Here is a 25,850-nt window from a genome sequence, read left to right on the forward strand (position 1 = left end):
TTAAAAGAAACCCGCCTATCGGCGGGTTTTTTGCTTTCTGCATCATTATTTTTGTGTTGTCAGTATTTATAGACATTCTTATTCGATAAAAGCCTTAATAGATCTGACTTACTTTTAGCAAAGTGAGCGTTTTTTGGTAAACTCTGTCGAGTATTTTTCTAGTCGAAGTAAATAGGACGAACTAATGGCCGTATTCGGTACAGTATTCATGCCACAAATGGCACTTGCTACCTTTGTCAACGATAAGTGGACTGACACCGAATTTGTCAGTGCAGACAGTATTTCACTTCACCCTGGTGCGCATGTGCTCCACTATTCAAGCACTTGTTTTGAAGGCTTAAAGGCATTTAAACACGAAGACGGCAGCATCAATATTTTTAGAATGGATAAGAACATTGAGCGCTTTGCTCAAAGTAGCCGCCTTTTAAATTTGCCTGAAATAGATAAAACGCAAGTTGAAAAGATGATTATCGATATTGTTGCGAAATATGCTTCTGAAGTACCAGAGCCTCCAGGTTCAATGTACATTCGTCCAACACATATCGGAACAGAAGCATCTATCGGGAAAGCTGCTGCGCCTTCAGCAGATTCAATGCTATACGTATTATTGTCTCCGGTCGGTGATTACTTTGCAGGAGGAGCCAAACCCCTTCGTTTGTTGTTAGATGAAACTGGAATGCGGTGCGCTCCACATATGGGAATGGTGAAAAGCGGCGGTAATTATGCCAGTGCATTACCACCTATCCTTAAAGCCCGCGCAGAAGTGCAGGCTGATCAAATCCTGTTTTGTCCCAATGGTGACGTTCAAGAAACCGGTGCAGCAAACTTCTTACTTATTGACGGTGACGAGATCATTACTAAGGGGCTCGACTCAAGCTTCTTACACGGTGTAACCCGCGCAACCGTTCTTCAAATTGCTAGAGATCACGGCATGAAAGTAAGTGAGCGCGATATTACAGTTGAAGAGCTATTAGAACGCTCAGCAAAACCAAATACAGAAGCTGCGCTTTCTGGTACTGCGGCTGTACTAACACCAGTAGGTACGTTTATCCATAATGATAAAGAGTATCAGGTGGGAAGCGGTGAAGCTGGCCCTGTGACAATGAAGCTTAGACAAGCGTTGAATGATATTCAATGGGGTAAAGCTGAAGATACTCACAACTGGTTAGTCAAAGTGCCAAACTAGTTTAATACAAATCCGCATAGATCATTACTCACTCAGCGAGCAATTTTCTAAGCGGATTGGTATAAACAGACACACATAAAAAAGCCTGCATAAGCAGGCTTTTTAGTATTAACGTGGCTTTTGCTTACTTAGCTTGGCCTTGTTTGGCAACTGCATCCATCATCGCTTTAATAGCATCAGCGTCACCTAGGTACTCTTTTGAGATGGGCTTAAGGTTTTCATCTAGCTCATATACTAGCGGCACACCTGTAGGGATGTTAAGACCTAATACTTCTTCGTCTGACATACCATCTAAGTACTTAACAAGCGCACGAAGACTGTTACCGTGGGCAGCAATAATTACGCGCTTACCAGCCTGGATGTCTGGGCGAATAACGTCGTGCCAATATGGTAGTACACGTTCGATAGTTAGTTTTAGGCTTTCACCACGTGGCAGAATATCAGCATCAACGTTGTTATAGCGCGGGTCGTGCCCCGGGAAATGCTCACTGTCGTCTTCAACTGCTGGAGGTGGAATATCAAAGCTACGACGCCAGATTTTTACTTGCTCTTCACCGTGCTTAGCAGCAGTTTCTGCTTTGTCTAAGCCAGTCAACGCACCATAGTGACGCTCGTTCAGGCGCCAGTGACGCTCAACTGGAAGGTAGTGTTGACCCATCTCTTCAAGTGCAATATTAAGTGTTTTAATAGCGCGAAGAAGTACAGACGTATAAGCCTGATCAAATGTAAATCCAGCATCTTTAAGTAGCTGACCTGCGGTCTTTGCTTGTGCTACACCAGTGTCGGTCAAGTCAACGTCGTGCCAGCCCGTGAAACGGTTTTCTAAGTTCCACTGACTTTCTCCATGACGAATAAGTACCAATTTATACATAGTTGGGTTACCTGCGGCGTTAGAGTGAAATAGTCTGAGATAATTCCAGAAGTTGGACGTTCAGACGTATATTTAAAAACTGCCGTTATCATCCTTGATTGGCGCTTAAAAATCCAGTTTAAGCGGTTATAAAATCGCAGGTAAGACGTGTCTTTGCAGTTAAAATAAGAGATTTATTAAATAAACCGTGTCAGGTCTGGATGGGCAACTTTTATCCATTCTTTCATTGATGGCTCTTCAATAAAGCTGAAATCTTCGAAATCGAATCCAGGCGCGACCGTACAACCTACAAGTGAGTAATCATCCATAGTCGCAGCAGCTTGAAAATTACCTGCTTCAACTACCTCAACATAATCGTTGCTACCACCGCCTATACGGCGTTCCCACAACTGCTGTTTTTGAATTTGGAATAGCTGTAGAGGGGCACCTTCGTAGTGATTCCATACCTCATCGTGTAAAACGCGATGAAAGCGACTGACTTGGCCCTTAAGTAAAAGAAAATAGATATGGGTGAGTGCTGGTCGACTGGCACTATGGACATAAGATGCAGTCTTGTTTTCTGAACGAAAAACCTGACGATAAAAACCACCCTCGGGATGAGGTTCAAGGTTGTATTTCTTAATAAGCGGATGGGTCATGATAACTTCGTTATTATTGTTATTACTTTTACTGATGCTCGCCCTTTGACGATTGTTGAGCATGTTTAAAGTTATTAGGTGCTTAGCGTAGTGCTAAGCATACCGCTTGATAGATTATAAGAAAATAGGGATGTTACATTTTTGTAAATGGGTAATTATCTAAAACTGTAATTAGGACAAAAGCGGTCTGTGTCAGGAAAGCTCAAAAGCTGCTATCTGCTCAGAAGTGGTATTTATTCTTACTAGTTGACTTTCGCTACTATAGCGCTCTTTTTTAGTCCACCACGTCAAAAACGCAAGTCTAAAGGAAAAAGAAGCGTTACCAATAACTAATCAAAGGTGAACTTTTTTTCACGTTCAGGCCGTACAAACTTCAAAATTAGGCGACGGATTTAACACGTCGCGGGTTTCATACATTAGCAAACTTGAAACCTAGATAAAATTCACGAACAGGCAAAGAAGGATGAGAGCGTATGACATATAAGTCTTTTTCGCAGCTTGAAGTAAACGGCAAAAACTTCAAGGCGGTTAATTTTGACAGTATCGGTAATCAGTATGCGCTCGACCGGCTACCCTTTTGTATCAAAATTCTTCTCGAGAACCTAATACGACACGAAGATGAAGAATTTGTTTCCAGTAGTGATATTGAGCAAGTCGCTAAGTGGGATACAGAAAATCACCCAGACCACGAAGTATCATTTGTCCCGGCACGAGTTATTCTCCAAGACTTTACTGGCGTTCCAGCAATAGTCGACTTAGCAGCAATGCGAGATGCAGTTAATCGTTTGGGTGGAGATGCACAAGCAATTAACCCTTTAAACCCCGTAGAACTGGTTATCGACCACTCAGTAATGGTGGATCATTTTGCTGAAGACGATGCGCTTGAAAAGAATACCGACATTGAAATCCAGCGAAATAGAGAGCGTTATCAGTTTCTAAAATGGGGCCAGTCTAGCTTTGACAATTTCAAAGTGGTCCCACCAGGTCGTGGTATCGTGCATCAGGTTAACCTAGAGTATCTTGCTCGTTGTGCGTTCACTAAAGAACAAGCTGGTGAGACTTTAGTATATCCAGATACCCTTGTGGGTACCGATTCTCACACCACAATGATTAATGGCCTTGGCGTACTTGGCTGGGGTGTGGGTGGTATTGAAGCGGAAGCGGCAATGCTGGGTCAACCCGTTACTATGCTACTGCCGAAAGTAGTGGGCTTTAGATTGTCAGGGAAATTACCTGCTGGCGTCACTGCTACTGACATGGTGCTTACCATCACACAGCAACTGCGTGAACACGGCGTTGTTGGCAAATTTGTCGAGTTTTACGGTCCGGGTCTTAAGCACTTAACCACAGCAGATCGCGCAACAATTGCAAACATGGCACCAGAATATGGTGCAACGTGCGGTATCTTTCCGATAGACGATGTGGCGTTAGACTATTTGCGACTTACAGGTCGAGATGAAGACCAAATAGCACTTGTCGAAAAGTACGCTAAATTTAGTCACTTATGGCACGATGATCATTCAAAAGATGCACAGTACCATGAAACACTTGAGCTTGATTTGGGCGAAGTAGTGCCATCACTTGCTGGGCCTAAGCGTCCTCAAGATCGCATTGCTCTTGATAAAGCCGCAGAAGCATTCAATGAATGGCATCGTTCTCAAATTGACGTCAAAGTGCTTGATGAAGAGACCGACTTGATTGCTGAAGCTGGACTAGGCACCAATGATGAAGTTGATGAAGATCATGACTCGTTCGTAGAATTTAGAGGTGACATGTTTAACTTGGAAGATGGCGCAATTGTGATTGCTGCTATAACCAGCTGTACTAATACATCGAACCCGTCAGTGCTAGTTGGCGCAGGCCTCCTTGCGAAGAAAGCCGCAGAAAAGGGCTTAACCCGTAAGCCTTGGGTAAAAACTTCATTAGCACCTGGCTCACAAGTTGTGACTCAATATTTAGAAGATGCTGGTCTTATGGATCCGTTAGAGTCCCTAGGTTTTAATTTGGTAGGCTATGGCTGTACAACCTGTATCGGTAACTCGGGTCCATTACCCGATGCCATTACTGATGCTATCAGAAAGGCTAAACTTACGGTGACGTCGGTGCTTTCAGGTAATCGTAACTTCGAAGGCCGTATTCACCCTGATGTGGCGGCAAACTATCTTGCATCGCCGCCGCTAGTAGTTGCGTATGCATTAGCTGGGAATATGAATATAGACATCACCAAAGAGCCACTGGGTCAGGCAAGTGATGGTTCACCTGTTTATTTAAAAGACATTTGGCCTACTGAAGACGAAATTCAGCGATATATTACTGAAAACGTAACGGGCGATTTGTTTAAAGAAAAATATGCGGATGTGTTTAAAGGCGCCGGCGAGTGGAATGAACTGGAAGTGAGTAAAACATCAGTTTATGACTGGCCAGAGTCGACTTACATTAAGCATCCACCATTCTTTGAGGTGATGGGTAAAGAGCCTGAAGCCTTGACTGCAATCGAGAGTGCGCGATGTTTAGTAAAAGTTGGTGACTCCATCACTACCGACCATATTTCACCAGCAGGGGCCATCGCAAACGATAGCCCAGCAGGGGAGTATCTTCAGGCACAAGGTGTTGAGCCTAAAGACTTCAACTCTTATGGCTCTCGTCGTGGTAACCATGAGGTTATGATGAGAGGGACGTTTGCTAACGTTCGTCTTCAAAACCAACTGGCGCCGGGCACGCGTGGAAGTGCGACAACCCATTACCCGAGCGGCGACAGCATGTCTATTTTCCACGCTGCTATGCGCTATAAAGATGATGGTGTACCAGCAGTTGTGATTGGCGGTAAGGAGTACGGCACTGGCTCAAGTCGAGACTGGGCCGCGAAGGGGCCATCACTTATGGGCGTGAAAGCCGTGCTTGCAGAAAGCTATGAGCGTATTCACCGCTCTAACTTAATAGGAATGGGTATCCTGCCACTTCAATTCAAATCAGGTGACAGCGCAAGTTCTTTAGATCTTAAGGGGAACGAGTCGTTCTCTATCGATGCTGTTGAACGTGGGCAGACCGAGGTTGAAGTAAAAGCCGTGTCGGATGAAGGGGAAACGACTTCATTTATGATGGATATCAGAATTGATACGTCAAATGAGTTTACCTACTTTGAAAACGGCGGAATACTTCATTACGTAATTAGAGAGTATTTAAAACGATAAGCGTTTATAAGAATAAGGCTGCGGTTAATTCGCAGCCTTTTTATTTGTGCCCAGCACAGACATCTACTCACCGCCAATAATTTGGACTTGTGCTATATCAGTATCGCCTTTTAATACTTTGAAAATAGCATCTTGCACTAGGGTTCGCATACCATCCTGTGCCGCTTGTGCTTTCATTTCTGAAACGCTGGCTTCTTTATAAACCATTGAGCGAAGTTCTGGTGTCATCCCCAATAATTCGTGCACACCTGTTCTACCTTTATAACCTGTGTTTCCACATTCTTCGCATCCTTTGGCTTTGTAAAGCTCAAGCGGGGCCTGAATATTGAGTTCTGACAAGTGTTCTTGACCGTATTGGCGTTCAATGAACGCCATATCTTTCTCGCCAGCCACGTACTTCTCTTTGCAGTTCCCACACAAGGTTCTTATAAGTCGCTGGGCCAATATACCTACGCATGCGTCTGAAAAGTTAACCGGATCAAGACCTAGGTCAAGTAAACGGGTGATGGTTTCTGGCGCTGAGTTAGTGTGCAGCGTTGAAAGTACTAAGTGACCAGTTAGTGAGGCTTCAATGCCAGCGTGAGCGGTTTCCTTATCACGCATTTCACCAATAAGAATAATATCTGGGTCTGCACGTAAGAATGCTCGAAGTGCTGCGGCAAAGTTAAAGCCAATCTTCGGACTAACTTGAACCTGCTGCAGACCAGGTTGAGTGATTTCTACTGGATCTTCGGCCGTCCAAATTTTCTTTTCAGGCGTATTCAAATATCCCAATATAGCGTGAAGCGTAGTGGTTTTACCGGAACCTGTGGGGCCTACAACCAGTAAAATACCGTGAGGCTTTTTAATCATCTCTTCCAACCGTGTACGGTTGGTGGGCGCTAAATTCATCTTGTCGATGGGCATCGCTCCGCCTGATGCCAAAATACGCATTACTACACCCTCACCGGCTACGGTAGGAATGGTCGCCACACGCACTTCTACGAGTTTACCGTTCATTCTAAATGCGAGCTTGCCATCCTGAGGTACGCGCTTCTCTGCGATATTAAGATTCGACATTATCTTAATACGCGCAATCACCGCGTTATGATGCGAGTGAGGTACCTGGTTCATATCGCGACATACGCCATCCACGCGCATGCGAACACGAGTAGGAGCATTCTTTTCAGGGTCTATATGAATATCTGAGGCGTTTAAACGTTTAGCATCGTGCAATATACGACTTACCAAGCGGACAACTGCTGGCGCATCGTCTGAAAGCTCATCAATCTGATCTTCATTTTCGTCGGTGGACGAGCCAATTTCATCAAGGATGTCGCTCATTTCACCAGGGCCGCCGCTTCCGCTATTCTCCCCTAAATATTGAAGAATAAGGTTAGGTAGGCTCACTGCAATTTCGTAGCTATCTATGCCCATAGCGCTTTCAATTTCCATTAAGAGCGCAGCATTGTTTGGCTCAGCCATTAGCACAATGGGCTTTTCGTGTGCATCGGCGATAACTGCAACATAGTTTCGCTTAAGGTAAGAAACGTTTAAGCGACTTTCGTTTTCAAACCTGTGGTATTTCTCCGGAAGGTAAGAAATAAACGGCACTTGATAGTGAATAGAAAGAGAGTTACCAATTTCATCTTCCGATATACGATGTTCAGATATTAACCGCTGCACCAAGGCGCGTATGTCTGGTGTTGTCGCTTGTAAGTCGGTGAGAGTCGTTTCTTCTAGTAAGCTTTTGTGAACTAACAGGTCAAAGGGGTTATTAGTGCCGCCTAATTCAAATCTGAATTTATCACCAAGGATTAGTGCCAATGCGTTCCCGCGTTTGAGATCCTCTTCGGTAAACCCGCCACTTGCCTTATTGATGATTTGAATAACACCCATTAACACTCCTGCGTTCATTATTGGCACGCAAAGAATGTTTTGAGTTCTAAAGTCGTTACCTTTATCGAATTTATCGGCAAAGCGAAGACGAGGGTGAATGCTTTGAAGTAGCGTAGGATTGTAAGGGTCATCAATGACAACCGGCTTTTGAGAAAGCGCAACGTAGCCAGCAATCGACATGGGGCTAATCGGTACTTTTATCTCTAGGGTTTCTTTACCAGTTTTGAATCTGGCGACCAGGTCTTGGTGTTGACGACGGCGTTGAAAAATACTCATGCGTGTGGCGTCAAACAAGCCCAGTATCATAGGTTCTAATAGGCTGTAGGCATCCAGTAACGTAGAGTGGTTATTTAAGATGCGTTTTATTTGTGCAAATGTTTGCTGATTATTTACTACTTCCATATTCTCACTACTAAAAATGTTGGCGCCTATTCCTTTATGCTACTGACGCTACAAGCATGTTTTACGCTAGGGTATCAAGATATACTGTTACCACCAAAGCAACAATACTACTTATAGACAGTTACATATACTGTTATAGCGTAAAAATATGTGTATAAAAAGCAAACTGACTCTTGCATTACCCTCTGCTTTCTGTATAATTCGCGCCCACTGCCCAATTAGGGTATGAAGTTTTTAGCCGCAACCTCACTGCTTTTAGGGTGGTTGCCGAAGTAACGGATTCATCATTACTGATTAGCCTGTTGCTGGCGTGCTAGAAAAAAGAACAGGGTTCCGATAGGGAACCATCGGTTTACGCACATCTTTTCTTTCCGGAATTAATGGAAGAGAAAAGGTGAATTTTTTTGTTCTTTCGATTGGAGCTTAATCGATGCCAAATCAAAGAATTCGCATTCGTTTGAAAGCGTTTGATCACAAGTTGATCGATCAGTCTACGGCTGAAATCGTTGAAACTGCGAAACGCACTGGTGCTCAGGTAAGTGGTCCTATTCCTCTACCTACTCGCAAAGAACGCTATACAGTTCTGATTTCTCCGCACGTTAACAAAGACGCGCGTGATCAATATGAAATCCGTACTCACAAGCGTTTGGTAGACATCATCGAGCCAACTGATAAAACAGTTGACGCGTTGATGCGTTTGGACTTGGCTGCTGGCGTTGATGTTCAAATCAGCCTGGGCTAATAAGAGAGGGTTATAACAATGGCGATTGGTCTAGTCGGTCGTAAAGTGGGTATGACTCGCATCTTCACTGAAGATGGTACGTCTATCCCTGTGACTGTTATTGAAGCGACCCCAAACCGCGTTACTCAGCTTCGTACTGAGGAAACTGACGGTTATCGCGCTCTTCAGGTTACTGCTGGAACTAAGAAAGCTAACCGCATCAACAAAGCTGAAGCAGGTCACTTTGCTAAAGCTGGTGTTGAAGCTGGACGCACTCTAGTAGAATTCCGCCTAGAAGAAAACGAAGGTGCCGATATTGAAGTAGGCAGTGAAATCACTGTTGAAATCTTTAACGACACTAAAAAGATTGATGTAACTGGTACATCAAAAGGTAAAGGTTTCCAAGGTGCTATCAAACGCTGGAACTTCAGTTCACAGCGTATGACACACGGTAACTCTTTGTCACACCGCGCACCTGGTTCAATTGGTCAAAACCAATCACCAGGTAAAGTATTCAAAGGCAAGAAAATGGCTGGTCAGCTTGGTAACAAGCAGGTGACTACTCAGTCTTTGGAAGTTGTACGTGTTGACGTAGAGAACGGCCTTATCCTAGTTAAAGGTGCCGTACCTGGCGCAACTGGCAACGATGTAATCGTAAAGCCAGCTGTTAAAGCGTAACGTCTGGGGAGTGAACTGATGGAATTAACATTGAAAGACGCGCAAAGCGCTCTTGAAGTATCCGAAGCGACCTTTGGACGTGAATTCAACGAAGCCCTGGTACACCAGGTAGTTGTAGCTTACGGTGCAGGCGCTCGTCAGGGTACAAAAGCGCAGAAAACTCGCGCTGAAGTTCGTGGTGGCGGTAAGAAGCCATGGCGTCAAAAAGGTACTGGCCGTGCACGTGCTGGTACAATCCGTAGCCCAATTTGGGTTGGCGGTGGCCGTGCTTTCGCAGCAAAGCCTCGTGACTTTGACCAAAAAGTTAACAAGAAAATGTATCGCGGTGCACTTAAGAGCATCCTGTCTGAACTAATCCGTCAAGACCGTTTGGTTGTTGTAGAGAAGTTCGGTGTTGACGCACCTAAGACTAAAGCTCTTATTTCTGCACTTAACGAATATGAACTAAATGATGTTCTAATCGTTACTCCAGAAGTTGATGAGAACTTGTTCCTAGCGGCACGCAACTTGTACAAAGTTGACGTACGTGACGTAGCAGGCATCGACCCAGTGAGCTTGATTGCATTTGAAAAAGTGCTAATTACTGCTGATGCGGTTAAACAACTTGAGGAGGCGTTAGCATGAAAGAAGAACGTCTACTGAAGGTGCTAGTAGCACCTCACGTTTCAGAAAAGTCTACAATGGCTGCTGAAGCGAACAACACAGTTGTATTTAAAGTAGCTAAAGACGCGAACAAAGCTGAAATCAAAGCTGCAGTTGAAAAACTGTTTGAAGTTGAAGTTGAAGGTGTTCGTACTGTGAACGTTAAGGGTAAAACCAAGCGTCACGGCATGTCTTTCGGTAAGCGCAGCGACTGGAAAAAGGCCTACGTGGTTCTTAAAGAAGGTCAGGACATCGACTTTGTCGGTGGTGCTGAGTAAGAAGGGGATTAGAAATGCCATTATTGAAAGCTAAGCCAACTTCTGCCGGTCGTCGTCACGTTGTTCAGGTCGTAAATCCTGACCTGCACAAAGGTGCACCGTACGCACCTTTGCTTGAAAAGAACAGCAAATCTGGCGGTCGTAACAACAATGGTCGTATTACCACTCGTCACATTGGTGGTGGTCATAAGCAACACTACCGTGTAATCGACTTTAAACGCAACAAAGACGGCATTCCAGCCAAAGTTGAGCGTTTAGAATACGATCCAAACCGTTCTGCAAACATTGCACTAGTATTGTACGCAGACGGTGAACGTCGTTACATTCTGGCTCCAAAGGGTATGAAAGCAGGTGATGCAATCCAGTCTGGTTCGGGCGCTCCGATCAAGTCTGGTAACACGCTACCTATGCGTAACATCCCTGTAGGTACTGTTGTACACGCAATTGAAATGAAGCCTGGCAAGGGTGCACAAATCGCACGTTCTGCTGGTGCTTACGCTCAGATCCTAGCACGTGACGGAAACTACGTTACCCTACGTCTACGCTCTGGCGAAATGCGTAAAGTTCTTTCTGATTGCCGCGCCACCATTGGTGAAGTTGGTAATGCAGAACACATGCTTCGTTCACTAGGTAAAGCTGGTGCTACACGCTGGCGTGGTATTCGTCCTACCGTTCGTGGTGTTGCCATGAACCCGGTTGATCACCCACACGGTGGTGGTGAAGGTCGTACATCAGGCGGTCGTCACCCAGTAACTCCTTGGGGTGTTCCTACCAAAGGTAAGAAAACCCGAAGCAACAAGCGTACTGATAAGCTTATCGTACGTCGTCGAAACAAGTAATAGCGAGGATTCACCATGCCACGTTCTCTCAAGAAAGGTCCTTTTATTGACCTTCACTTGCTGAAGAAGGTAGAGGCTGCAGTGGAAAAGAACGAACGTAAACCAATCAAAACTTGGTCTCGTCGTTCTATGATCATCCCAGATATGATTGGGTTGACCATTGCGGTCCATAACGGTCGCCAACATGTACCTGTCATTATTAGTGACGAAATGGTCGGCCACAAGTTGGGCGAATTTGCGCCAACGCGTACTTACCGCGGCCATGTCGCGGATAAGAAAGCTAAACGTTAAGGGGTAGGAAGATGGAAGCATTAGCTAAACACCGTTTTGCCCGCACGTCGGCTCAAAAGGCACGCTTGGTTGCGGATCAAATTCGCGGTCTACACGTAGAGAAAGCTTTAGAAGTTCTTGCGTACAGCCCGAAGAAAAGCGCAGCGCTAGTAAAGAAAGTTTTGGAATCTGCGATTGCTAACGCAGAGCACAACGAAGGCGCGGACATCGACGAGCTAGTCGTTGCCAAAGTTTTCGTTGACGAAGGTCCAACTATGAAACGCATCAAGCCACGTGCTAAAGGCCGTGCTGATCGTATCTTTAAGCGCAGCAGTCACATCACTGTGGTTGTAGCGGATAACTAGGAGTAGATAATGGGACAGAAGGTACATCCTACAGGTATACGCCTGGGTATCAGCAAACCATGGACTTCTACCTGGTACGCTAATACTGCAGACTATGCAGACAACCTGTATAACGATCATCAGGTACGTCAGTATCTGACTAAACAACTTAAGAACGCTTCACTTTCTAAAATCGTGATCGAGCGTCCTGCTAAGAGTATCCGTGTGACTATTCACACTGCTCGTCCAGGCGTAGTAATCGGTAAGAAAGGTGAAGACGTAGAGAAGTTGCGTAACTACGTATCTAAGCTAGCCGGTGTGCCAGCTCAGATCAACATCGCTGAAGTACGTAAGCCAGAGCTAGATGGCCAGCTAGTAGCTGACAGCATCTCTAGCCAGCTAGAGCGTCGTGTTATGTTCCGTCGTGCTATGAAGCGCGCAGTTCAAAACGCAATGCGTCTAGGCGCGAAAGGTATTAAAGTTGAAGTTAGCGGCCGTTTGGGCGGTGCAGAAATTGCACGTTCTGAATGGTACCGTGAAGGTCGCGTTCCTCTGCACACTTTCCGTGCGGACATCGATTACGCAACCTCTGAAGCGTCAACTACTTACGGTATCATCGGCGTTAAAGTATGGATCTTCAAAGGTGAAGTTCTAGGTGGTCTACCTACAACTCAAGAGCAAGCACCAGCTGCTCAACCTAAGAAGAAAGGCCGCAACGCTAAGCGAGAGGGCTAATCATGTTACAACCAAAACGCATGAAGTTCCGTAAGATGCACAAAGGCCGCAACCGCGGCTTCGCAGCGGGTAGCACTGTTGCCTTTGGTACTTACGGCCTTAAAGCAGTTGGCCGTGGTCGAATGACTGCGCGCCAAATCGAAGCAGCGCGTCGTGCTATGACTCGTCACGTTAAGCGTCAAGGTAAAATTTGGATTCGAGTTTTCCCTGACAAGCCAATTACTGAGAAGCCTCTTGAAGTGCGTCAAGGTAAAGGTAAAGGTAACGTTGAGTACTGGGTATGCCAAATTCAGCCTGGTCGTGTTCTTTACGAGATGGAAGGTGTTCCTGAAAATCTTGCACGCGAAGCGTTTGAATTGGCAGCGGCTAAACTGCCATTTAAAACAACCTTTGTAACTCGGACGGTGATGTAATGAAAGCGACTGAACTGAAAGACAAAAGCGTAGAAGAGCTGAACGCAGAGTTGATTAACCTGCTACGCGAACAGTTCAACCTACGCATGCAGCACACAACAGGTCAGCTTGAAAAAACTGATCAGTTGAGAAAAGTACGTCGTAACATCGCGCGTGTTAAAACCATTCTGACTCAAAAGGCTGATGCGTAATGACTGAGCAAAAAATTCGTACAGTACAAGGTCGTGTGGTTAGCAACAAGATGGATAAAACTATCACTGTTGTAGTTGAACGTTTTGTTAAGCACCCAATCTACGGGAAGTTCATCAAGCGCTCCACTAAGCTTCACGCCCACGACGAAAACAACGTGTGCAACCAAGGTGACGTAGTAACAGTACGTGAATGTCGCCCACTATCTAAGAACAAATCTTGGATGTTAGTTGACGTTGTTGAGAAAGCTGGCGTTTAATCGCTAACTTTTTTCAAAGTCTTAAAAAAGCCGCTTTCGAGCGGCTTTTTTGTGTTTGCTAACCCACCCTAGATAGTCATTAGGGTGCACATTACTCAATAACAAACTTTGCTTTTTTCTTTCATACTTTCACTACTCGTTGATAAAGTGCAGCATACTCTCTTGCCATATTCTCTATGCTAAAGTGTGTTTTCACATGCCGGTGAAGTGCTTTACCTAATGCTATTTTTTCCTCGGGTTTCTCTAACAATAAACTTACTGCTTGCACTAGCCCGCTAACATCCCCAGCACTTACCATTAAACCCGTTTCCTTATGCTTTATAATTTCAGGTATTCCACCAACGGGGGTTGATACAACGGCACAGTTGCTTACTCCAGCTTGAAGAAGTATAACGCCAAGGCCTTCAGCGTAAGCGGGGTGAACCAGCGCGTCTATATTAGGTAAAATGTTTGCAACTTCGTTAGTAAATCCGCACAGCTTTACACTACTTTGTAGGTTATGTCTTTCTATCAACTGTCTGTAGTTTTCTTCTTGCGGACCCTTACCAAATAGAAGGCAAGTTAAGTTGTTAAATTGCGCTGTTAGCTCCCGCATAGCGAGTATCAAGTCGGCTTGCCCTTTGCGGGGAATGTATTGTGCAAAATTAGCGATAACCAAGTGGTGCTGTGGAATATTAAACTTATCCTTTAACCACTGCTGGTCAGTCGGTTGGCCGTATTCTTCCTGGTCGACGGCAGAGTGAATAATTCCTTGGTATTTCACTTTTTCGCAATGCTTTGAGACAACCTTGTGTACACCCTCTGAAATGCTTATTACAGCGTCGTACTCTCGATATTTAAAGCGAGCTAATACACTTTCAGTGTTATCTACGCGACGGGTGCATACTGCCGGAATCCCAGTGAATTTTGCTGCTAGTGCTCCCCAGATATCAGCGCCACGTCTACTATGAACATGAATTACGTCTGGCTTAATGCGCTTTACAGCGTCAAGTAAACGCTTAAAACCTAAAAGATCAGTATCGCCTTTGTAGCAAATAGAGAGGGTGTTACAGCGGTTAAAGTTACAATGGCTAATTTCGCTATTCGCTGCACAAAGAAGATGTTGAGTAAACCTAGCGTCTTTATCTAGCGCATCGATAAGATAAGTTACTTGCTTCGCACCCCCGTATAAATGCCTTCCCAATTCGATATGTAAAATGTTAATGCCGGAAGCATGCTTGTTGCTCATACTAGTGGCTTATATATGGTTTAAGCTGATTAAAGACTTGTTCAGGTGTAACTAGCTTCATGCAGTCAAAGCGCCCATTGCAGGTGGGTTTTCGTTTACATGGGGCGCAAGGCATGTCTTTAAACAGTACATGGGTATATGCATTGTCGGTTATGGTGTAGGGTCTTGTTGAACCAAAAATGGCAACAGTAGGTTTTTTATAGCTTATAGCTAAATGGGTGAGGCCAGTATCTACACCAACAAACGCATGGCAAAGTGATAGCATGCTCACGGATTCCTCTAAGCTAATTTTTCCTGCCAATGAAATTACTCCGTTACATTCAAAGGTTAAGGCTTCGGCTTTTGCTGCATCATCAGGGCCTCCTAAAATGGCTATAGGTAAATTAGAGTGTTTACGTACCTTGTGAATTAAATTTTGCCAGTGTTCAGATGGCCAATGCTTTTGAGGGCGAGTAGTAAAAGGCGCAAGGGCTATAAAGGGTTGTGTTAAGCCTAAGTGACTAGTTTTCGGTATCGCTGACTGCATGGCAGCGCCACTTGATCTGATGCACATTTCGTAGTCTGGATAATTTTTTCTATCAGGGCAGCAAAGTGAATGTAGTGATTTAGCAAGATAGCGATATTCGCTGCTAATTTGTTGTGATGTTGGCTTATCTAGCGCGACAGTAAGTAACCTTTGGCTATTTTCCTTGCTCTTAAAACCTATGCGTTGTGAAGCTCCACTGACGTAAGCGAAAAAGACGCTTTTTAACAGACCTTGTGCTTCAATTGCTACTTTGAAGTTCTTTTCTCTAAGCTGTTTTCTAAACGCTTTTATAGTTTTAAAAAGCGCCCAGTACTTTTTAGCCTTTAATAGCGCTCGCCATTCGTTTTTAGGCCACGCAATAACGTGGTCGACATAAGGTTGACTGCTAACTAGTGCGACATAGGGAGCTTCTACTAGCCAAGTTAGTTCAACAGGCTCTCCGTGTTGGGAATAACTTTGCTTTATGCTAGACGGTAGGCCAGAAGCCATTACAATATCGCCAATTGCGCTAAGCCTGATAAAAAGAATTTGTTGTACGTTTTTAGGCATTAGAATAGGCTTTCAAAATTCACGTGAAGCTAACTAGCTAGCAATAACATCACAGTTTGACGACACTTTAATGACGCACGTTGTATTAACGATTATGTATGCGTTTATGTTTACCATTAAGGACAGTTTATGTTTGCTGCCGAGCGTAACGGCTACAAACCCACACTTATCGAAGATATATGCCGATGGGGATATTCCCTGGTATTAGTGTTCATTATTCCCTTCGCCTTTTTACATTTGATGCTAAGAGGTACCACCAGAAACCAAGACTATAACCGCAGAAGGTTTGAACGCTTTGGGTTCGTCGCACATGCCCCTAAAAAAGACGGGTACTTGTTTCACTGCGTTTCTGTGGGGGAGGTAGTTGCAGCTTCTTGTTTGATTAAGCGTATCATGCAAGACGAACCCAATTGTCAGATTACGGTGACCACCACTACGCCTACAGGCTCTGCGCGTGTAAGGGCAATATTCAGTGACAGCGTGCATCACTTTTATCTACCTTACGATTTGCATATGGCCATGGCAGGAATGCTAAAAAGAATTCAGCCCAAAGCTGTGCTAATTACCGAGGTAGAGTTATGGCCTAACCTTATCCACGCATGCTGGAAACGAAATATACCTGTAATGGTCGTTAACGCCCGTATGACCGATAGGTCTGCCAGACGTTATAAAAAGATTGGTAAGTTGTTTAACCCTATGCTTGCTAAGCTTTATCATATTTGTGCCCAAGGACAGCGCGACTATAAAAATTATGCATGGCTTGGTGTTCCTGATGAAAAGCTAACGCTTACTAATAACATCAAGTTCGATCAGGTAGCGTCTGCTACAGTGCCCGAGCACCCTTTTTTAGGTTTGCGTCAAGCGGATTACCCCATACTTGTTGCGGGGAGTACTCACGACCTTGAAGAAGAAGCGGTACTTCAGGCGGCCAATGACTTGTGGCAAAAAAGCCCTTCCTTGAAAGTCATTATTGTTCCACGTCACCCCGAGCGTTTCGATGCAGTAGCGAAACTTATTGAAGCTAAATCGCTACCCTTTGTGCGAAGCTCTCAGGTGAAATCTGTATCAGATGATACCAATGTGGTGTTACTCGATGAGATGGGTAAATTAAACGATGCCTATGCGGTGGCTTCTTTCGCCTTTGTTGGTGGTTCAATAGCTGATAAAGGCGGACATAATGCCTTGGAGCCGGCAAGTTTCTCAATTCCTATTATAATGGGCCCTCACACTTATAATAATCCGGTTATCTGCAGTTACTTAGAAGAGTGTGGCGCGCTGATAAAAGTAGAGGGTGGGGAAGCGATGTCGGCGATTGTGAATAGTTGGCTTATAAACCCGAATGAGCGAAAAAAAGCAGGCCAAGCTGGTCGACAAGTACTAGAAGAAAATAGCGGTGCTCTTGAGGCCACTGTTCAGTGCATACGAAAATACGTTAACTAATTGTTTTGTGGTTAAAAAGTGGGCCCCTAAATAGTGCGTATCGTGCACTTTAATGGGGTTTCCTGTGAGGCCGCTGTAGAGTTATAGCGTGTAAATTAATGTAAGCTTTTGTAAAGTTTAGGATTTGTTGATTTGGTCTGCTCTTTGCTACTAAGGTTGCGACAGCGTAATGACAGTAAAATCCAAATAAATACGCACCTTTAAAAAAGGGCACTGTGTTACATGTTCTCCAGGGAGAGACCTCCTGCCGACTGGCAGGAGGTTTTCTTACTTTTACCCTTCTAATTTTTGTTCAGGCTCTGGCTCAATCAAGCTGATAACACGCCAGCCAGCCTTTGGTTGAATACTGTTTCCGTTGATAAAGGTGTAGCTTTTACCTTCAGCATCAATAGCAATAAGCGGCGTAGCTCGCTCACCATACTGTTTTGTATACTGCTCAAAGGTAAACTCTTCTGAAAGACGAGTAGTTTTAACGGCAGATTCACGGGCTATAGCTGAAGCCAAATAGCCATAGGTAACGCCCTCATCAAACAAAGTGAGTTTTTTAGCATACTGTTCGCTTACTTGGTGACTAGGCCGCGTAGACTGTTCATTATTGGTTAGCGCCCACACCTTGTCTTTACCCATAGTATATTCAAAGTGATACGCAATAAGCGGGTTCAATTGTTTATAAGGCGACATAATTAAGACAGTACCAAAGATGTTCAGGTCGAGGTGTCGCGCAGCATGGTCAGACATCGGGTTTCCGAAATATACCGGAATATCCATCATGCGCGCCTCTCTAATCGCATCCCAGTTAGTATCTGCAATTGTCACGTCTAATTTTTGATTCAACATTTCACACGCCAAGGCGCGGTTGAATTTGCTGCCACCAAAAATCAGGTAGCCAGTTGGGGCAGGGGCACGTACTTTAAGTAACGACGCAACGCTACGCGACGTGAGACTTTGTACTACAACCGTTGCGATAATCACCATAAAGACGATAGGGACTATGATGCCTGCGCCTTCATAGCCTATCTCTTCTAGCTTTAAAGAGAATAACGCTGAAACCGCAGCGGCAACGATACCTCGCGGGGCAATCCAGCTTAGTAACGCTAATTCATTAAGCTTAAGGCCGGTACCAATGGATGATGCTAATACTGACAAGGGCCGCGCCACAAACATTATAGCGGCCAGCACAATAATTGAGCCCCAACCGACATCAACGACAGACTGTAAGTTCAGCCGCGTGGCAAGTAGTATGAATAAACCTGAAATAAGTAGAACGCTCAAGGTTTCTTTAAATTCTAGGATGTCTTCTACATCGACATCTTTCATATTGGCCAACACCATGCCAGAGATGGTCACGGCTAAAAGGCCTGATTCATGCGCTACATAGTTTGATGCTGCAAATACACCTAAAATAACGGTTAACACAGCGGTATTAAGTAGATAATGAGGGATCCATTCTTTACGTATAGATAAGCCAAGTAAATAGCCTGAGGCAAGCCCCAATACAGACCCAATACCAACGGTTTTTCCAAAGGCTATAAGCGTGTGTGTGATAGCCGTTTCTTGTGACGCTACGATAAACTCGAATACCAGTACCGCGAGCAAGGCTCCAATAGGGTCGATAACAATCCCTTCCCAGCGCAAGATATTGGCTAAATTCGTTTTTAGTCGCACAGTTCTGAGCATAGGAACAATAACGGTAGGGCCAGTTACGGTAACAATTGCTCCGAACAAAAAGGACAGCTGCCATGAAAGGTCAAGACTGTAATGAGCAGCGGTTGCCGCGACTATCCAAGTGACTAACACGCCAATTGAACACAGATTCCTCACCATATTGCTATGGCCTGCAATATCGCTGAATTTTAGCGTCAGTGAGCCTTCAAACAGAATAATGGCAACAGAAAGAGACACGACGGGAAACAGTAAATCGCCAAATAAGTCGTCCGCATTAAGCACACCGAAAACTGGGCCGACAACAATACCGACTATTAAAAGTGGTAAAATAGCAGGAAGCCTTACCTTATAAGCTAAGTATTGGCATGTTATTGACAGTAGTCCTACTGCAACGAGTGAAAGAAGCGGGTCTGACAAAGTGAATCCTTATCGAGTTGTTATTTGTCCATCGTACATCAGCCTAAACATTTGTCATATAGAGACTTTAAGCAAAGCATTAGCTTATAGCAATATACGCTTGGGTTTGAAGTTTAGACCAATAGGCCATTTTTAGCGCATTAAATACATATTCGATGTTTAAAACCTTTGGTATTATCAAATATATGACAAGACTTCTTGGTGCGACTTTTTGAGCTCTTTTTTTAAACTATCACTTTTATTGTTAACGCTTTCGCTAGCGTCTGCATGCGCGAATCGATACCCAGCATCAGTTGCTTCGTTTCAAGTGAAGAGTGTTGTGGAGTTGCCTAAAGAGCTTTCGGAAACGTCGGGGTTGTTTTGTGATGCTGATGGTATGTTTTCGCTTAATGACTCAGGCAATGCACCAGTAATCTATCGCGTTAACTACCAAGGTGAGATAGTCGAGCGCACGCGTTTACCGCTTACCAATAGAGATTGGGAAGCGATAACTGCTGACGACACGTCGTTTTACATAGCCGATGTCGGAAACAACAAAGGCAACAGAGAAAAGGTAGAGATTCACAAAGTAAGTCGCCTTAACGCAAACGATATCACTACCTTCACGCTAAAGTACGCGGGAAACAACGCCTCAAGTAATATGCCTTACGCACACGATTTCGATTCAGAAGCCATGGTGAAGTACGGTAAGGAACTGCTTCTGTTCTCGAAAAGTTGGAGAACGGGTATTACTCATATCTACAAAATTAACGAAGGGGAAATTGAACAAACCATCAACCCCTTTGCGTCGATTGAAGGCCTACCTGGTGTGGTAACTGGCGTGGATTTCGACCCTCATCAAGGCAAGTTCGTTATCACAGGATATAAGTCGGATCCTTTTGGCAATTTTGCTACCTTTATTGCGCAAATCTCGCAAGACTACACGCTTCATGATATATGGCCGTTAGAGCGATACAAGCAAGTTGAAGGCGTTTGTGTGGATAACAAAGGTACATATTGGTTTAGTGAAGAGGCAACGGAAGGACGCAATGCGTCATTGTCTAGTGCTCACGTAACACGTTGATAAGCGCAATTTGGCTTTTATGCTCATTTAAGGCCGTGAACAAGCTCGCTGTCATTATCAGTGGTCATTCTTTTTAAGTTATCTTTTAACTCTTGTTAGTAAAATGGCTAATACCCAACTTACTACTTTCCTGTCTATACTTAAATTGTTATTGAGTGATTTGTCGCCAACCACAATTCAAGAGGCAGCGAAAAATGAGACGTTTAAATCAGTCATTTTTAGCAATATGCATTTGCCCATGTTTTTTAATGGCGGGTGTAGCTCATGCTTCTGTTGTTGAAAAGGCGCAACAATGGCTCAACAAATATTCAGACAGCGACGATATATTCTCTTTAACCCTCACCAAAAATAAAATTAAATTTAAAGGCTGCAAGCAGAAGCAATATCAATTAGCTTTCAGCCAAAAAATAGCGCCTATGTTTAACATTGAAGCTATTGTGCACTACAACAAAGGCCTTCTTGACTACGGTGTTTTGTCGCAGCGTGTCAGAAGTCATGAATTTGAAGTAGTTAGCTGGTGGGATAGAGGGGATTACCGTGTAGGGTTGAGTCATAAAGTGCGCCCACAACATGAGATGCGTATCCCGGTTGCCGATACAATCAGACTACCAACGAGCACAACAGCAGGTCTATACGTAGAAGTTCCGTTAAACGAAGATAAGCACCTACTTACTTTCGGCGCTATGCGAGAGTCGTGGGAAAGTGATGGTGCGTCACTTCAATTACCTTGGCGTTCAAGCCGCGACAATCAAGTTAAAGTGCAGTACGCCATCACTTTTTAAATGATGGCGTAAAAGGTTGTTTTACCTTGTCACTTTCAGCAATGGGCATATAGAAAAGCCTACAACTTAAACCTGCTCACTTCTGACGAAAGCTCTTGAGCCAGCTCATCAAGCTTGTCACTCACATTCACCAATATCTGTGTCGCATTTAATGTTTCTTCACTAGATGCGCTGATATCGTTAATGTTTCGATTTATATCTTCTACCACAGTTGCTTGCTCTTCTGTAGCTGTCGCTACCTGCGTGTTCACATCATTAATGTGAGCAATTTCTTCAGCAATATCTTGAAGCAGTTTGTCAATTTCATTAGTTGCGGTTACCACATCGGTAGTGCGAGCACGACTTGACTCCATTTGTGAAACGGCAGATTTAGAGTCTTGCTGGAACTTATCGATCTTCACCTGTATTTCATCAGTCGCTTGAGCGGCTCGTTGGGCTAGAGTGCGAACTTCATCCGCGACGACTGAGAAGCCTCGGCCATGATCGCCAGCACGCGCTGCTTCAATAGCCGCATTAAGCGCAAGTAGGTTGGTTTGCTCCGAAATGCCCCTTATCGTGTCAAGGATTCCGCCAATGGCTGCTGTGTGTTCATCTAGGGACTGAATAACCCGTGATACATCTTGAATTTGCTCTGACAAGCCGTTTATCGCATGCACCGCTCGCTGGGTAATTTCACGACCGTGAGCCGAGTTTGTGGTTGCTAAATTCGCATTTTGTGCCGCATGGGTCGCAGACTGGGCCACTTCATTTACCGTACTGCCCATCTCTGTTAATGCCGCCGCTGCCTGCAAAGTTTGATCTCGCTGACTCTTAGTGGAGCTCTCTGTCTGATGTGATTGCTGTGCTACATCTTCGGCAGATGCTTTTAATGCATGGCTTGTTTTAGCTACCTGAGAAATAGTGCCGTGTAGATGGTCGATAAAGTTATTAAACCCCTCTACTAAGCGGGCAATTTCTTTTTGTTCTGGCATAGGAATTCGCGAGCGCAAGTCGCCTTGACCCTTGCCAAGCTGTTGGAAAACATCAGCGAGTGATTCAAGTGGTTTAGTAAGGGTGCCAGCCAGCCATATTCCGATAAAGGCGAAAGCACCGGCTATAATCAACGCCCAAATAATGATTTGGCGACTGCCAGCATTTAGCGATGCGTAAAGCTCGTGTTCAGGAACCTGTGCTACCACATACCAACCGGCTTTTTCCACATAGGTACTGGCAAACAGTTGAGCGTCGCCTGTTGAATCGCTGGTGGCCATGGCGAACTCCTGCCGATTAAGTAGCTGCCCCGCTGTATTTGAATCGCTTATTGATGCTAGTTTGGCTTTGCCCAATAGCTCGGTGTTGGGGTGGGCGATAATAGTGCCGTTACCGTCTACAAGAAAGACAAAACCGGTTTGCGCAATTTTTACGGCATTGATAATACCTAATAACTCATCTACCGATTTAGCGACACCTGACATACCTCTGCCATTTACTTGCTGATAATTCGCAAACAGGCGATAACCTTGACCGGGCTCGTTGTACAAGCTTAGCGAGATAGGTTCGCCACTATTTTTGTAAGCGAAAAACCACCCATCAAATTCGTCGTTTTGAAGCACACGTAAAAAGCCATCTTGGTTCCAATATTTGTAGGTGGTTCTGTCTACGAACGAGGCTACGGTTAAATCGTTAAATTCAACAATATTATTTAAATAACCAAGAAGGCGGTGTTCGCCTGCCGAATCGGCGCCTGCTGATGACCATGCGAGGATGTCGGGGTTAGAGGCAATGCCGTGTGCTACGGTAAGCATCACGCTAGCCTCTCTGTCTACGCGGTTGCCAACCTGTTTAAGTAAAGAAGGAAGCTGTAGTTCTTCCATGTTCTCTTTAACAAGATCACGGGCAATCCATTGGCTAATTGAACCTACAAGAATTGCAGCAGCCAGTACCGCCACAATAAGAGAAATAATGAGTTTTTGTTTAATACTGAAAGTCATGACTTTCGACCACGTAAGTTAATGCTGAAAATTAATTGATCAAAGGTGACGTTACATTGCAGGCACAGCGACGTCAGCTGCTGAATCCTAGGCGGGTCAGTACTACTTTATGATTCTTACGCTAATGCTTTTATTATTTTCTAAAGCGCAGAGAAGTTATCGACCTATTACTTGCAAAGTTTATACTTTTTATTGATGAATAGGACGAATTGATTGTGAAGCATAATTGACCAACAGGTCAATAGAAACATTGCTCTTTAAAGCTAAACAAAAAAGCCCTTGGTTTAGTCATTAAACCAAGGGCTAGTAAAAGCAATGCTTATTATAGCATCTGCTGACGCTTACTCTTTAGTTTCCTTAGGAATAGGGAAACCACGGTCACGCATCAACGCATCTACCTTGGCGTCGCGGCCACGGAATTTGCGATACGCTTCAGCTGGGTCCATTGCGTTACGCACAGCAAATAGGTATTTCACTAAGCGGTCGCCTACTTCTTTATCGTAGAAACCACCCGGTGCATCCATAAAGGCTTCTGCAGCGTCAGCAGTCAGTACTTCTGCCCACATGTAGCCATAATAGGCCGCTGCATAACCTTCACCCGAGAACACGTGGCCGAAATGAGGTGAGCGGTGACGCATAACTATTTCTTCCGGCATGTCGAGCTTCTTAAGTTCTTCACGCTCAAAAGTATCAGGGTCAATCTGGCTAGGATCGGTTGTGTGATACTTCAGGTCCATAATGGCAGAAGCCATGTATTCGGTAGTTTTAAAGCCTTCGTTGAAGGTTGAAGCTTTTTTAATTTTTTCTACCAGCTCAGCAGGAATAGGCTCACCTGTTTCATGGTGAACTAGATAGTTGTTAATAACCTCATCGGTAGTTAACCAGCGCTCTAGCAACTGAGACTGGAACTCGGTGTAATCGCGCACGCCAGAATGCGAAGACGGGTATTTTACGTCAGACGCTAAGAAGTGAAGTGCATGGCCAAACTCGTGGAAATAGGTTTCAGCGTCGTCCCAAGAAATAAGCGTGGCTTCGCCTTCAGCGCCTTTTACGAAGTTCGAGTTGTTAGAAGACAATACGGTTTTCTTGCCATCAAAGGTAGTGTAAGAGCGGTATGTAGTTGCCCAAGCGCCAGAGCGTTTACCTTGACGTGAGAACGGGTCAAGATACCAAAGGCCAATGTGTTCACCGCTGTCTTTGTCGGTTACTTCCCATACTTTCACGTCTTCGTGGAAAACCGGCACTTTGCCTTCTTCAACAGGCGTGAAATTGAAGTTGAACAAGCGACCAGCAACGTAGAACATGGCTTCGCGAAGCTTATCAAGCTGTAAGTACTGCTTTACTTCGTTTGAGTCTAGGTCGTATTTCGCTTGGCGTACTTTCTCTGCATAGAAGCGGTAGTCCCAAGGTGCAATAGTAATGTCTGCACCTTCTTCATCGGCAATAGCCTGCATGTCAGCCACTTCTTCTTCAACGCGAGCAATGGCGGCAGGCCATACTTTCATCATCAGATCCATGGCATTTTCTGGGTTCTTTGCCATGCGATCTTCTAAGCGCCACTGTGCGTAGTTTTCGTAACCTAATAGCTCAACGCGCTCGTCACGAAGAGTTAAGATACGTTTGATAATGTCGTTGTTATCAAACTCGTCAGCATTGTCACCGCGATTATAGTAAGTACGCCATACTTTCTCGCGAAGCTCTCGATTGGTGGAGTATGTCAAGAACGGGTCCATTGATGAACGCGTGTTGGTAATTGCGTATTTACCTTCTTCGCCGCGAGACTCGGCTGCCGCTTTTGCTGCCTTAACAAACGAGGCAGGCAAACCGTCAAGTTGGTCTTCAGTAATATAGGTAACGTAGTTTTCTTCGTCTGCTAGTACATTGTTTGAAAACTTAGTGTGTAGCGTAGCAAGCTCTTGGTTAATTTCAGCGTAGCGCTTCTTCGCTTCGCCATCTAAGGTCGCACCATTGCGTGCGAAGCTATTGTAAGTCATCCATGTTATACGCTGTTCTTCTGGCGTAAGTGAATTTAACTCGTCAGACTCATATACCGTTTTAACTCTTTCAAAAAGCTTTTCGTTTTGCGTAATTTGCGTGAAGAAAGCTGAGAGCTTAGGCGACATCTCTGCCTGAATTTCGCGGAATTCAGGGCTCGACTTGTTTGAACTCCAAATGCCGTAATAGGTGAATACGCGACCAAGCTCAGCACCTGCGCGCTCCATTTCTACAATAACGTTTTCAAACGTTGGTGGCGCTTCGTTGTTCGCGATAGCTTCAATTTCTTTAAGATTCAATTCCATAGCTTGTTCTAGCGCTGGCTTTAAATCTTCCAAATTCATTTTATCGAAAGCAGGTACACCGCCATAGGGGCCTTTAAATTCTTGAAGCAGTACGTTATCAAACTGTGCTTGTTGAGAGGCCGTTGTATTTTGCACATCTGTGCTAGATGTTTCTGGTGCCTTTTGTTCTGAACATGCACCAAGTGCAACCACAACCGCTATAGCGGTAAGTGATGTTTTAAATTTACCCATGAGTTTTCCTGTCTGTTTTTATCTATACGTTTTTTGACAAAAACCATCTTAAGATAATGTAAAAATAAGTTAAATGCTCTTTAACGTAATTCCTTGCAGTACAGCGGTTTGAAGGGGAAATCGTACTGGTATGCAATTCGTCGAA

At 44.6% G+C, this 25,850-nt stretch carries 24 protein-coding genes; 16 read left to right on the forward strand and 8 right to left on the reverse strand.

Going from position 1 to position 25,850, the window contains the following annotated elements:
- The first annotated feature begins 184 nt into the window (after positions 1-184).
- The gene (locus V7R55_RS15370) at positions 185-1,186 is read left to right on the forward strand and encodes a branched-chain amino acid aminotransferase (RefSeq protein WP_334060177.1); all 1,002 of its coding nucleotides are present in this window, start codon (positions 185-187) and stop codon (positions 1,184-1,186) included.
- A gap of 124 nt (positions 1,187-1,310) precedes the next feature.
- On the opposite strand, the gene gpmA is transcribed toward V7R55_RS15370, so the two are convergent.
- Positions 1,311-2,057: a 2,3-diphosphoglycerate-dependent phosphoglycerate mutase gene (gene gpmA / locus V7R55_RS15375; protein ID WP_012516952.1), complete on the reverse strand. Its 747-nt coding sequence runs from the start codon at positions 2,055-2,057 to the stop codon at positions 1,311-1,313.
- 176 nt (positions 2,058-2,233) lie between these two features.
- Entirely contained in the window at positions 2,234-2,695 is a 462-nt protein-coding gene (locus tag V7R55_RS15380) for a cupin domain-containing protein (RefSeq protein WP_334060178.1), read from the reverse strand.
- A 473-nt stretch (positions 2,696-3,168) separates the two neighbouring features.
- Between V7R55_RS15380 and acnA the strand changes: the two genes are divergently transcribed.
- A complete protein-coding gene (gene acnA, locus V7R55_RS15385) occupies positions 3,169-5,886 on the forward strand; it encodes an aconitate hydratase AcnA (RefSeq protein ID WP_334060179.1) in 2,718 nt (905 codons plus the stop codon).
- Between the two features lie 63 nt (positions 5,887-5,949).
- On the opposite strand, the gene V7R55_RS15390 is transcribed toward acnA, so the two are convergent.
- Positions 5,950-8,166: a GspE/PulE family protein gene (locus V7R55_RS15390; RefSeq protein ID WP_334060180.1), complete on the reverse strand. Its 2,217-nt coding sequence runs from the start codon at positions 8,164-8,166 to the stop codon at positions 5,950-5,952.
- Between the two features lie 430 nt (positions 8,167-8,596).
- Between V7R55_RS15390 and rpsJ the strand changes: the two genes are divergently transcribed.
- The 11 genes from rpsJ to rpsQ are packed head-to-tail and all read left to right on the forward strand — an operon-like array spanning position 8,597 to position 13,534.
- Positions 8,597-8,908 (forward strand): 30S ribosomal protein S10, encoded by a 312-nt coding sequence (rpsJ, locus tag V7R55_RS15395; RefSeq protein WP_010179497.1) that lies wholly within the window; start codon positions 8,597-8,599, stop codon positions 8,906-8,908.
- Positions 8,909-8,926: 18 nt separating this feature from the next.
- Positions 8,927-9,565 (forward strand): 50S ribosomal protein L3, encoded by a 639-nt coding sequence (gene rplC / locus V7R55_RS15400; RefSeq protein WP_014947975.1) that lies wholly within the window; start codon positions 8,927-8,929, stop codon positions 9,563-9,565.
- A gap of 18 nt (positions 9,566-9,583) precedes the next feature.
- Complete coding sequence (rplD, locus tag V7R55_RS15405; protein ID WP_118490523.1) at positions 9,584-10,189, forward strand: 50S ribosomal protein L4; 606 nt, start codon at positions 9,584-9,586, stop codon at positions 10,187-10,189.
- Positions 10,186-10,485 carry a 50S ribosomal protein L23 gene (gene rplW / locus V7R55_RS15410; protein ID WP_012516959.1) on the forward strand — a complete coding sequence of 100 codons (300 nt, stop codon included), beginning with the start codon at positions 10,186-10,188 and terminating at the stop codon, positions 10,483-10,485. The genes rplD and rplW overlap by 4 nt, the downstream gene beginning before the upstream one ends.
- A 14-nt stretch (positions 10,486-10,499) precedes the next feature.
- Entirely contained in the window at positions 10,500-11,324 is an 825-nt protein-coding gene (gene rplB / locus V7R55_RS15415) for a 50S ribosomal protein L2 (RefSeq protein WP_012516960.1), read from the forward strand.
- 15 nt (positions 11,325-11,339) lie between these two features.
- A complete protein-coding gene (gene rpsS / locus V7R55_RS15420; RefSeq protein WP_012516961.1) occupies positions 11,340-11,615 on the forward strand; it encodes a 30S ribosomal protein S19 in 276 nt (91 codons plus the stop codon).
- 11 nt (positions 11,616-11,626) lie between these two features.
- On the forward strand, positions 11,627-11,959 hold the full coding sequence (gene rplV, locus V7R55_RS15425) for a 50S ribosomal protein L22 (protein ID WP_012516962.1): 333 nt from the start codon (positions 11,627-11,629) through the stop codon (positions 11,957-11,959).
- A 9-nt stretch (positions 11,960-11,968) separates the two neighbouring features.
- The gene (rpsC, locus tag V7R55_RS15430) at positions 11,969-12,673 is read left to right on the forward strand and encodes a 30S ribosomal protein S3 (protein WP_014947978.1); all 705 of its coding nucleotides are present in this window, start codon (positions 11,969-11,971) and stop codon (positions 12,671-12,673) included.
- 2 nt (positions 12,674-12,675) lie between these two features.
- Entirely contained in the window at positions 12,676-13,086 is a 411-nt protein-coding gene (gene rplP / locus V7R55_RS15435; protein WP_012516964.1) for a 50S ribosomal protein L16, read from the forward strand.
- A complete protein-coding gene (rpmC, locus tag V7R55_RS15440) occupies positions 13,086-13,277 on the forward strand; it encodes a 50S ribosomal protein L29 (RefSeq protein ID WP_012516965.1) in 192 nt (63 codons plus the stop codon). Before rplP ends, rpmC begins: the two co-directional genes overlap by 1 nt.
- Complete coding sequence (gene rpsQ, locus V7R55_RS15445) at positions 13,277-13,534, forward strand: 30S ribosomal protein S17 (protein ID WP_012516966.1); 258 nt, start codon at positions 13,277-13,279, stop codon at positions 13,532-13,534. The genes rpmC and rpsQ overlap by 1 nt, the downstream gene beginning before the upstream one ends.
- 121 nt (positions 13,535-13,655) lie before the next feature.
- Here the strand turns inward: rpsQ and V7R55_RS15450 are convergent, their stop codons facing one another.
- Positions 13,656-14,762 carry a glycosyltransferase family 4 protein gene (locus tag V7R55_RS15450; RefSeq protein ID WP_334060181.1) on the reverse strand — a complete coding sequence of 369 codons (1,107 nt, stop codon included), beginning with the start codon at positions 14,760-14,762 and terminating at the stop codon, positions 13,656-13,658.
- A gap of 1 nt (position 14,763) precedes the next feature.
- Positions 14,764-15,837: a glycosyltransferase family 9 protein gene (locus V7R55_RS15455; protein WP_334060182.1), complete on the reverse strand. Its 1,074-nt coding sequence runs from the start codon at positions 15,835-15,837 to the stop codon at positions 14,764-14,766.
- A 129-nt stretch (positions 15,838-15,966) separates the two neighbouring features.
- On the opposite strand from V7R55_RS15455, the gene waaA reads away from it, so the two are divergent.
- Positions 15,967-17,277 carry a lipid IV(A) 3-deoxy-D-manno-octulosonic acid transferase gene (gene waaA / locus V7R55_RS15460; protein ID WP_334060183.1) on the forward strand — a complete coding sequence of 437 codons (1,311 nt, stop codon included), beginning with the start codon at positions 15,967-15,969 and terminating at the stop codon, positions 17,275-17,277.
- Positions 17,278-17,550: 273 nt separating this feature from the next.
- Here the strand turns inward: waaA and V7R55_RS15465 are convergent, their stop codons facing one another.
- Positions 17,551-19,359: a cation:proton antiporter gene (locus V7R55_RS15465; RefSeq protein ID WP_334060184.1), complete on the reverse strand. Its 1,809-nt coding sequence runs from the start codon at positions 19,357-19,359 to the stop codon at positions 17,551-17,553.
- A 319-nt stretch (positions 19,360-19,678) separates the two neighbouring features.
- On the opposite strand from V7R55_RS15465, the gene V7R55_RS15470 reads away from it, so the two are divergent.
- Together V7R55_RS15470 and V7R55_RS15475 are read left to right on the forward strand one after the other, a co-directional pair.
- Entirely contained in the window at positions 19,679-20,422 is a 744-nt protein-coding gene (locus V7R55_RS15470; protein WP_334060185.1) for a hypothetical protein, read from the forward strand.
- A 194-nt stretch (positions 20,423-20,616) separates the two neighbouring features.
- Positions 20,617-21,204: a hypothetical protein gene (locus tag V7R55_RS15475; protein WP_334060186.1), complete on the forward strand. Its 588-nt coding sequence runs from the start codon at positions 20,617-20,619 to the stop codon at positions 21,202-21,204.
- 59 nt (positions 21,205-21,263) lie between these two features.
- On the opposite strand, the gene V7R55_RS15480 is transcribed toward V7R55_RS15475, so the two are convergent.
- Positions 21,264-23,174: a methyl-accepting chemotaxis protein gene (locus V7R55_RS15480; RefSeq protein WP_334060187.1), complete on the reverse strand. Its 1,911-nt coding sequence runs from the start codon at positions 23,172-23,174 to the stop codon at positions 21,264-21,266.
- Positions 23,175-23,515: 341 nt separating this feature from the next.
- On the reverse strand, positions 23,516-25,705 hold the full coding sequence (locus V7R55_RS15485; protein ID WP_334060188.1) for a M3 family metallopeptidase: 2,190 nt from the start codon (positions 25,703-25,705) through the stop codon (positions 23,516-23,518).
- Between the last annotated feature and the right edge of the window lie 145 nt (positions 25,706-25,850).

The sequence above is a fragment of the Alteromonas sp. S005 genome, assembly GCF_036864475.1.
GTDB lineage: Bacteria > Pseudomonadota > Gammaproteobacteria > Enterobacterales > Alteromonadaceae > Alteromonas.

Excerpts from the sequence above, each read along its gene's own strand:
- V7R55_RS15370 (WP_334060177.1), top strand. The coding sequence starts at position 185 with ATGGCCGTATTCGGTACAGTATTCATGCCACAAATGGCACTTGCTACC.
- gpmA (WP_012516952.1), bottom strand. The coding sequence starts at position 2,057 with ATGTATAAATTGGTACTTATTCGTCATGGAGAAAGTCAGTGGAACTTA.
- V7R55_RS15380 (WP_334060178.1), bottom strand. The coding sequence starts at position 2,695 with ATGACCCATCCGCTTATTAAGAAATACAACCTTGAACCTCATCCCGAG.
- acnA (WP_334060179.1), top strand. The coding sequence starts at position 3,169 with ATGACATATAAGTCTTTTTCGCAGCTTGAAGTAAACGGCAAAAACTTC.
- V7R55_RS15390 (WP_334060180.1), bottom strand. The coding sequence starts at position 8,166 with ATGGAAGTAGTAAATAATCAGCAAACATTTGCACAAATAAAACGCATC.
- rpsJ (WP_010179497.1), top strand. The coding sequence starts at position 8,597 with ATGCCAAATCAAAGAATTCGCATTCGTTTGAAAGCGTTTGATCACAAG.
- rplC (WP_014947975.1), top strand. The coding sequence starts at position 8,927 with ATGGCGATTGGTCTAGTCGGTCGTAAAGTGGGTATGACTCGCATCTTC.
- rplD (WP_118490523.1), top strand. The coding sequence starts at position 9,584 with ATGGAATTAACATTGAAAGACGCGCAAAGCGCTCTTGAAGTATCCGAA.
- rplW (WP_012516959.1), top strand. The coding sequence starts at position 10,186 with ATGAAAGAAGAACGTCTACTGAAGGTGCTAGTAGCACCTCACGTTTCA.
- rplB (WP_012516960.1), top strand. The coding sequence starts at position 10,500 with ATGCCATTATTGAAAGCTAAGCCAACTTCTGCCGGTCGTCGTCACGTT.
- rpsS (WP_012516961.1), top strand. The coding sequence starts at position 11,340 with ATGCCACGTTCTCTCAAGAAAGGTCCTTTTATTGACCTTCACTTGCTG.
- rplV (WP_012516962.1), top strand. The coding sequence starts at position 11,627 with ATGGAAGCATTAGCTAAACACCGTTTTGCCCGCACGTCGGCTCAAAAG.
- rpsC (WP_014947978.1), top strand. The coding sequence starts at position 11,969 with ATGGGACAGAAGGTACATCCTACAGGTATACGCCTGGGTATCAGCAAA.
- rplP (WP_012516964.1), top strand. The coding sequence starts at position 12,676 with ATGTTACAACCAAAACGCATGAAGTTCCGTAAGATGCACAAAGGCCGC.
- rpmC (WP_012516965.1), top strand. The coding sequence starts at position 13,086 with ATGAAAGCGACTGAACTGAAAGACAAAAGCGTAGAAGAGCTGAACGCA.
- rpsQ (WP_012516966.1), top strand. The coding sequence starts at position 13,277 with ATGACTGAGCAAAAAATTCGTACAGTACAAGGTCGTGTGGTTAGCAAC.
- V7R55_RS15450 (WP_334060181.1), bottom strand. The coding sequence starts at position 14,762 with ATGAGCAACAAGCATGCTTCCGGCATTAACATTTTACATATCGAATTG.
- V7R55_RS15455 (WP_334060182.1), bottom strand. The coding sequence starts at position 15,837 with ATGCCTAAAAACGTACAACAAATTCTTTTTATCAGGCTTAGCGCAATT.
- waaA (WP_334060183.1), top strand. The coding sequence starts at position 15,967 with ATGTTTGCTGCCGAGCGTAACGGCTACAAACCCACACTTATCGAAGAT.
- V7R55_RS15475 (WP_334060186.1), top strand. The coding sequence starts at position 20,617 with ATGAGACGTTTAAATCAGTCATTTTTAGCAATATGCATTTGCCCATGT.
- V7R55_RS15480 (WP_334060187.1), bottom strand. The coding sequence starts at position 23,174 with ATGACTTTCAGTATTAAACAAAAACTCATTATTTCTCTTATTGTGGCG.
- V7R55_RS15485 (WP_334060188.1), bottom strand. The coding sequence starts at position 25,705 with ATGGGTAAATTTAAAACATCACTTACCGCTATAGCGGTTGTGGTTGCA.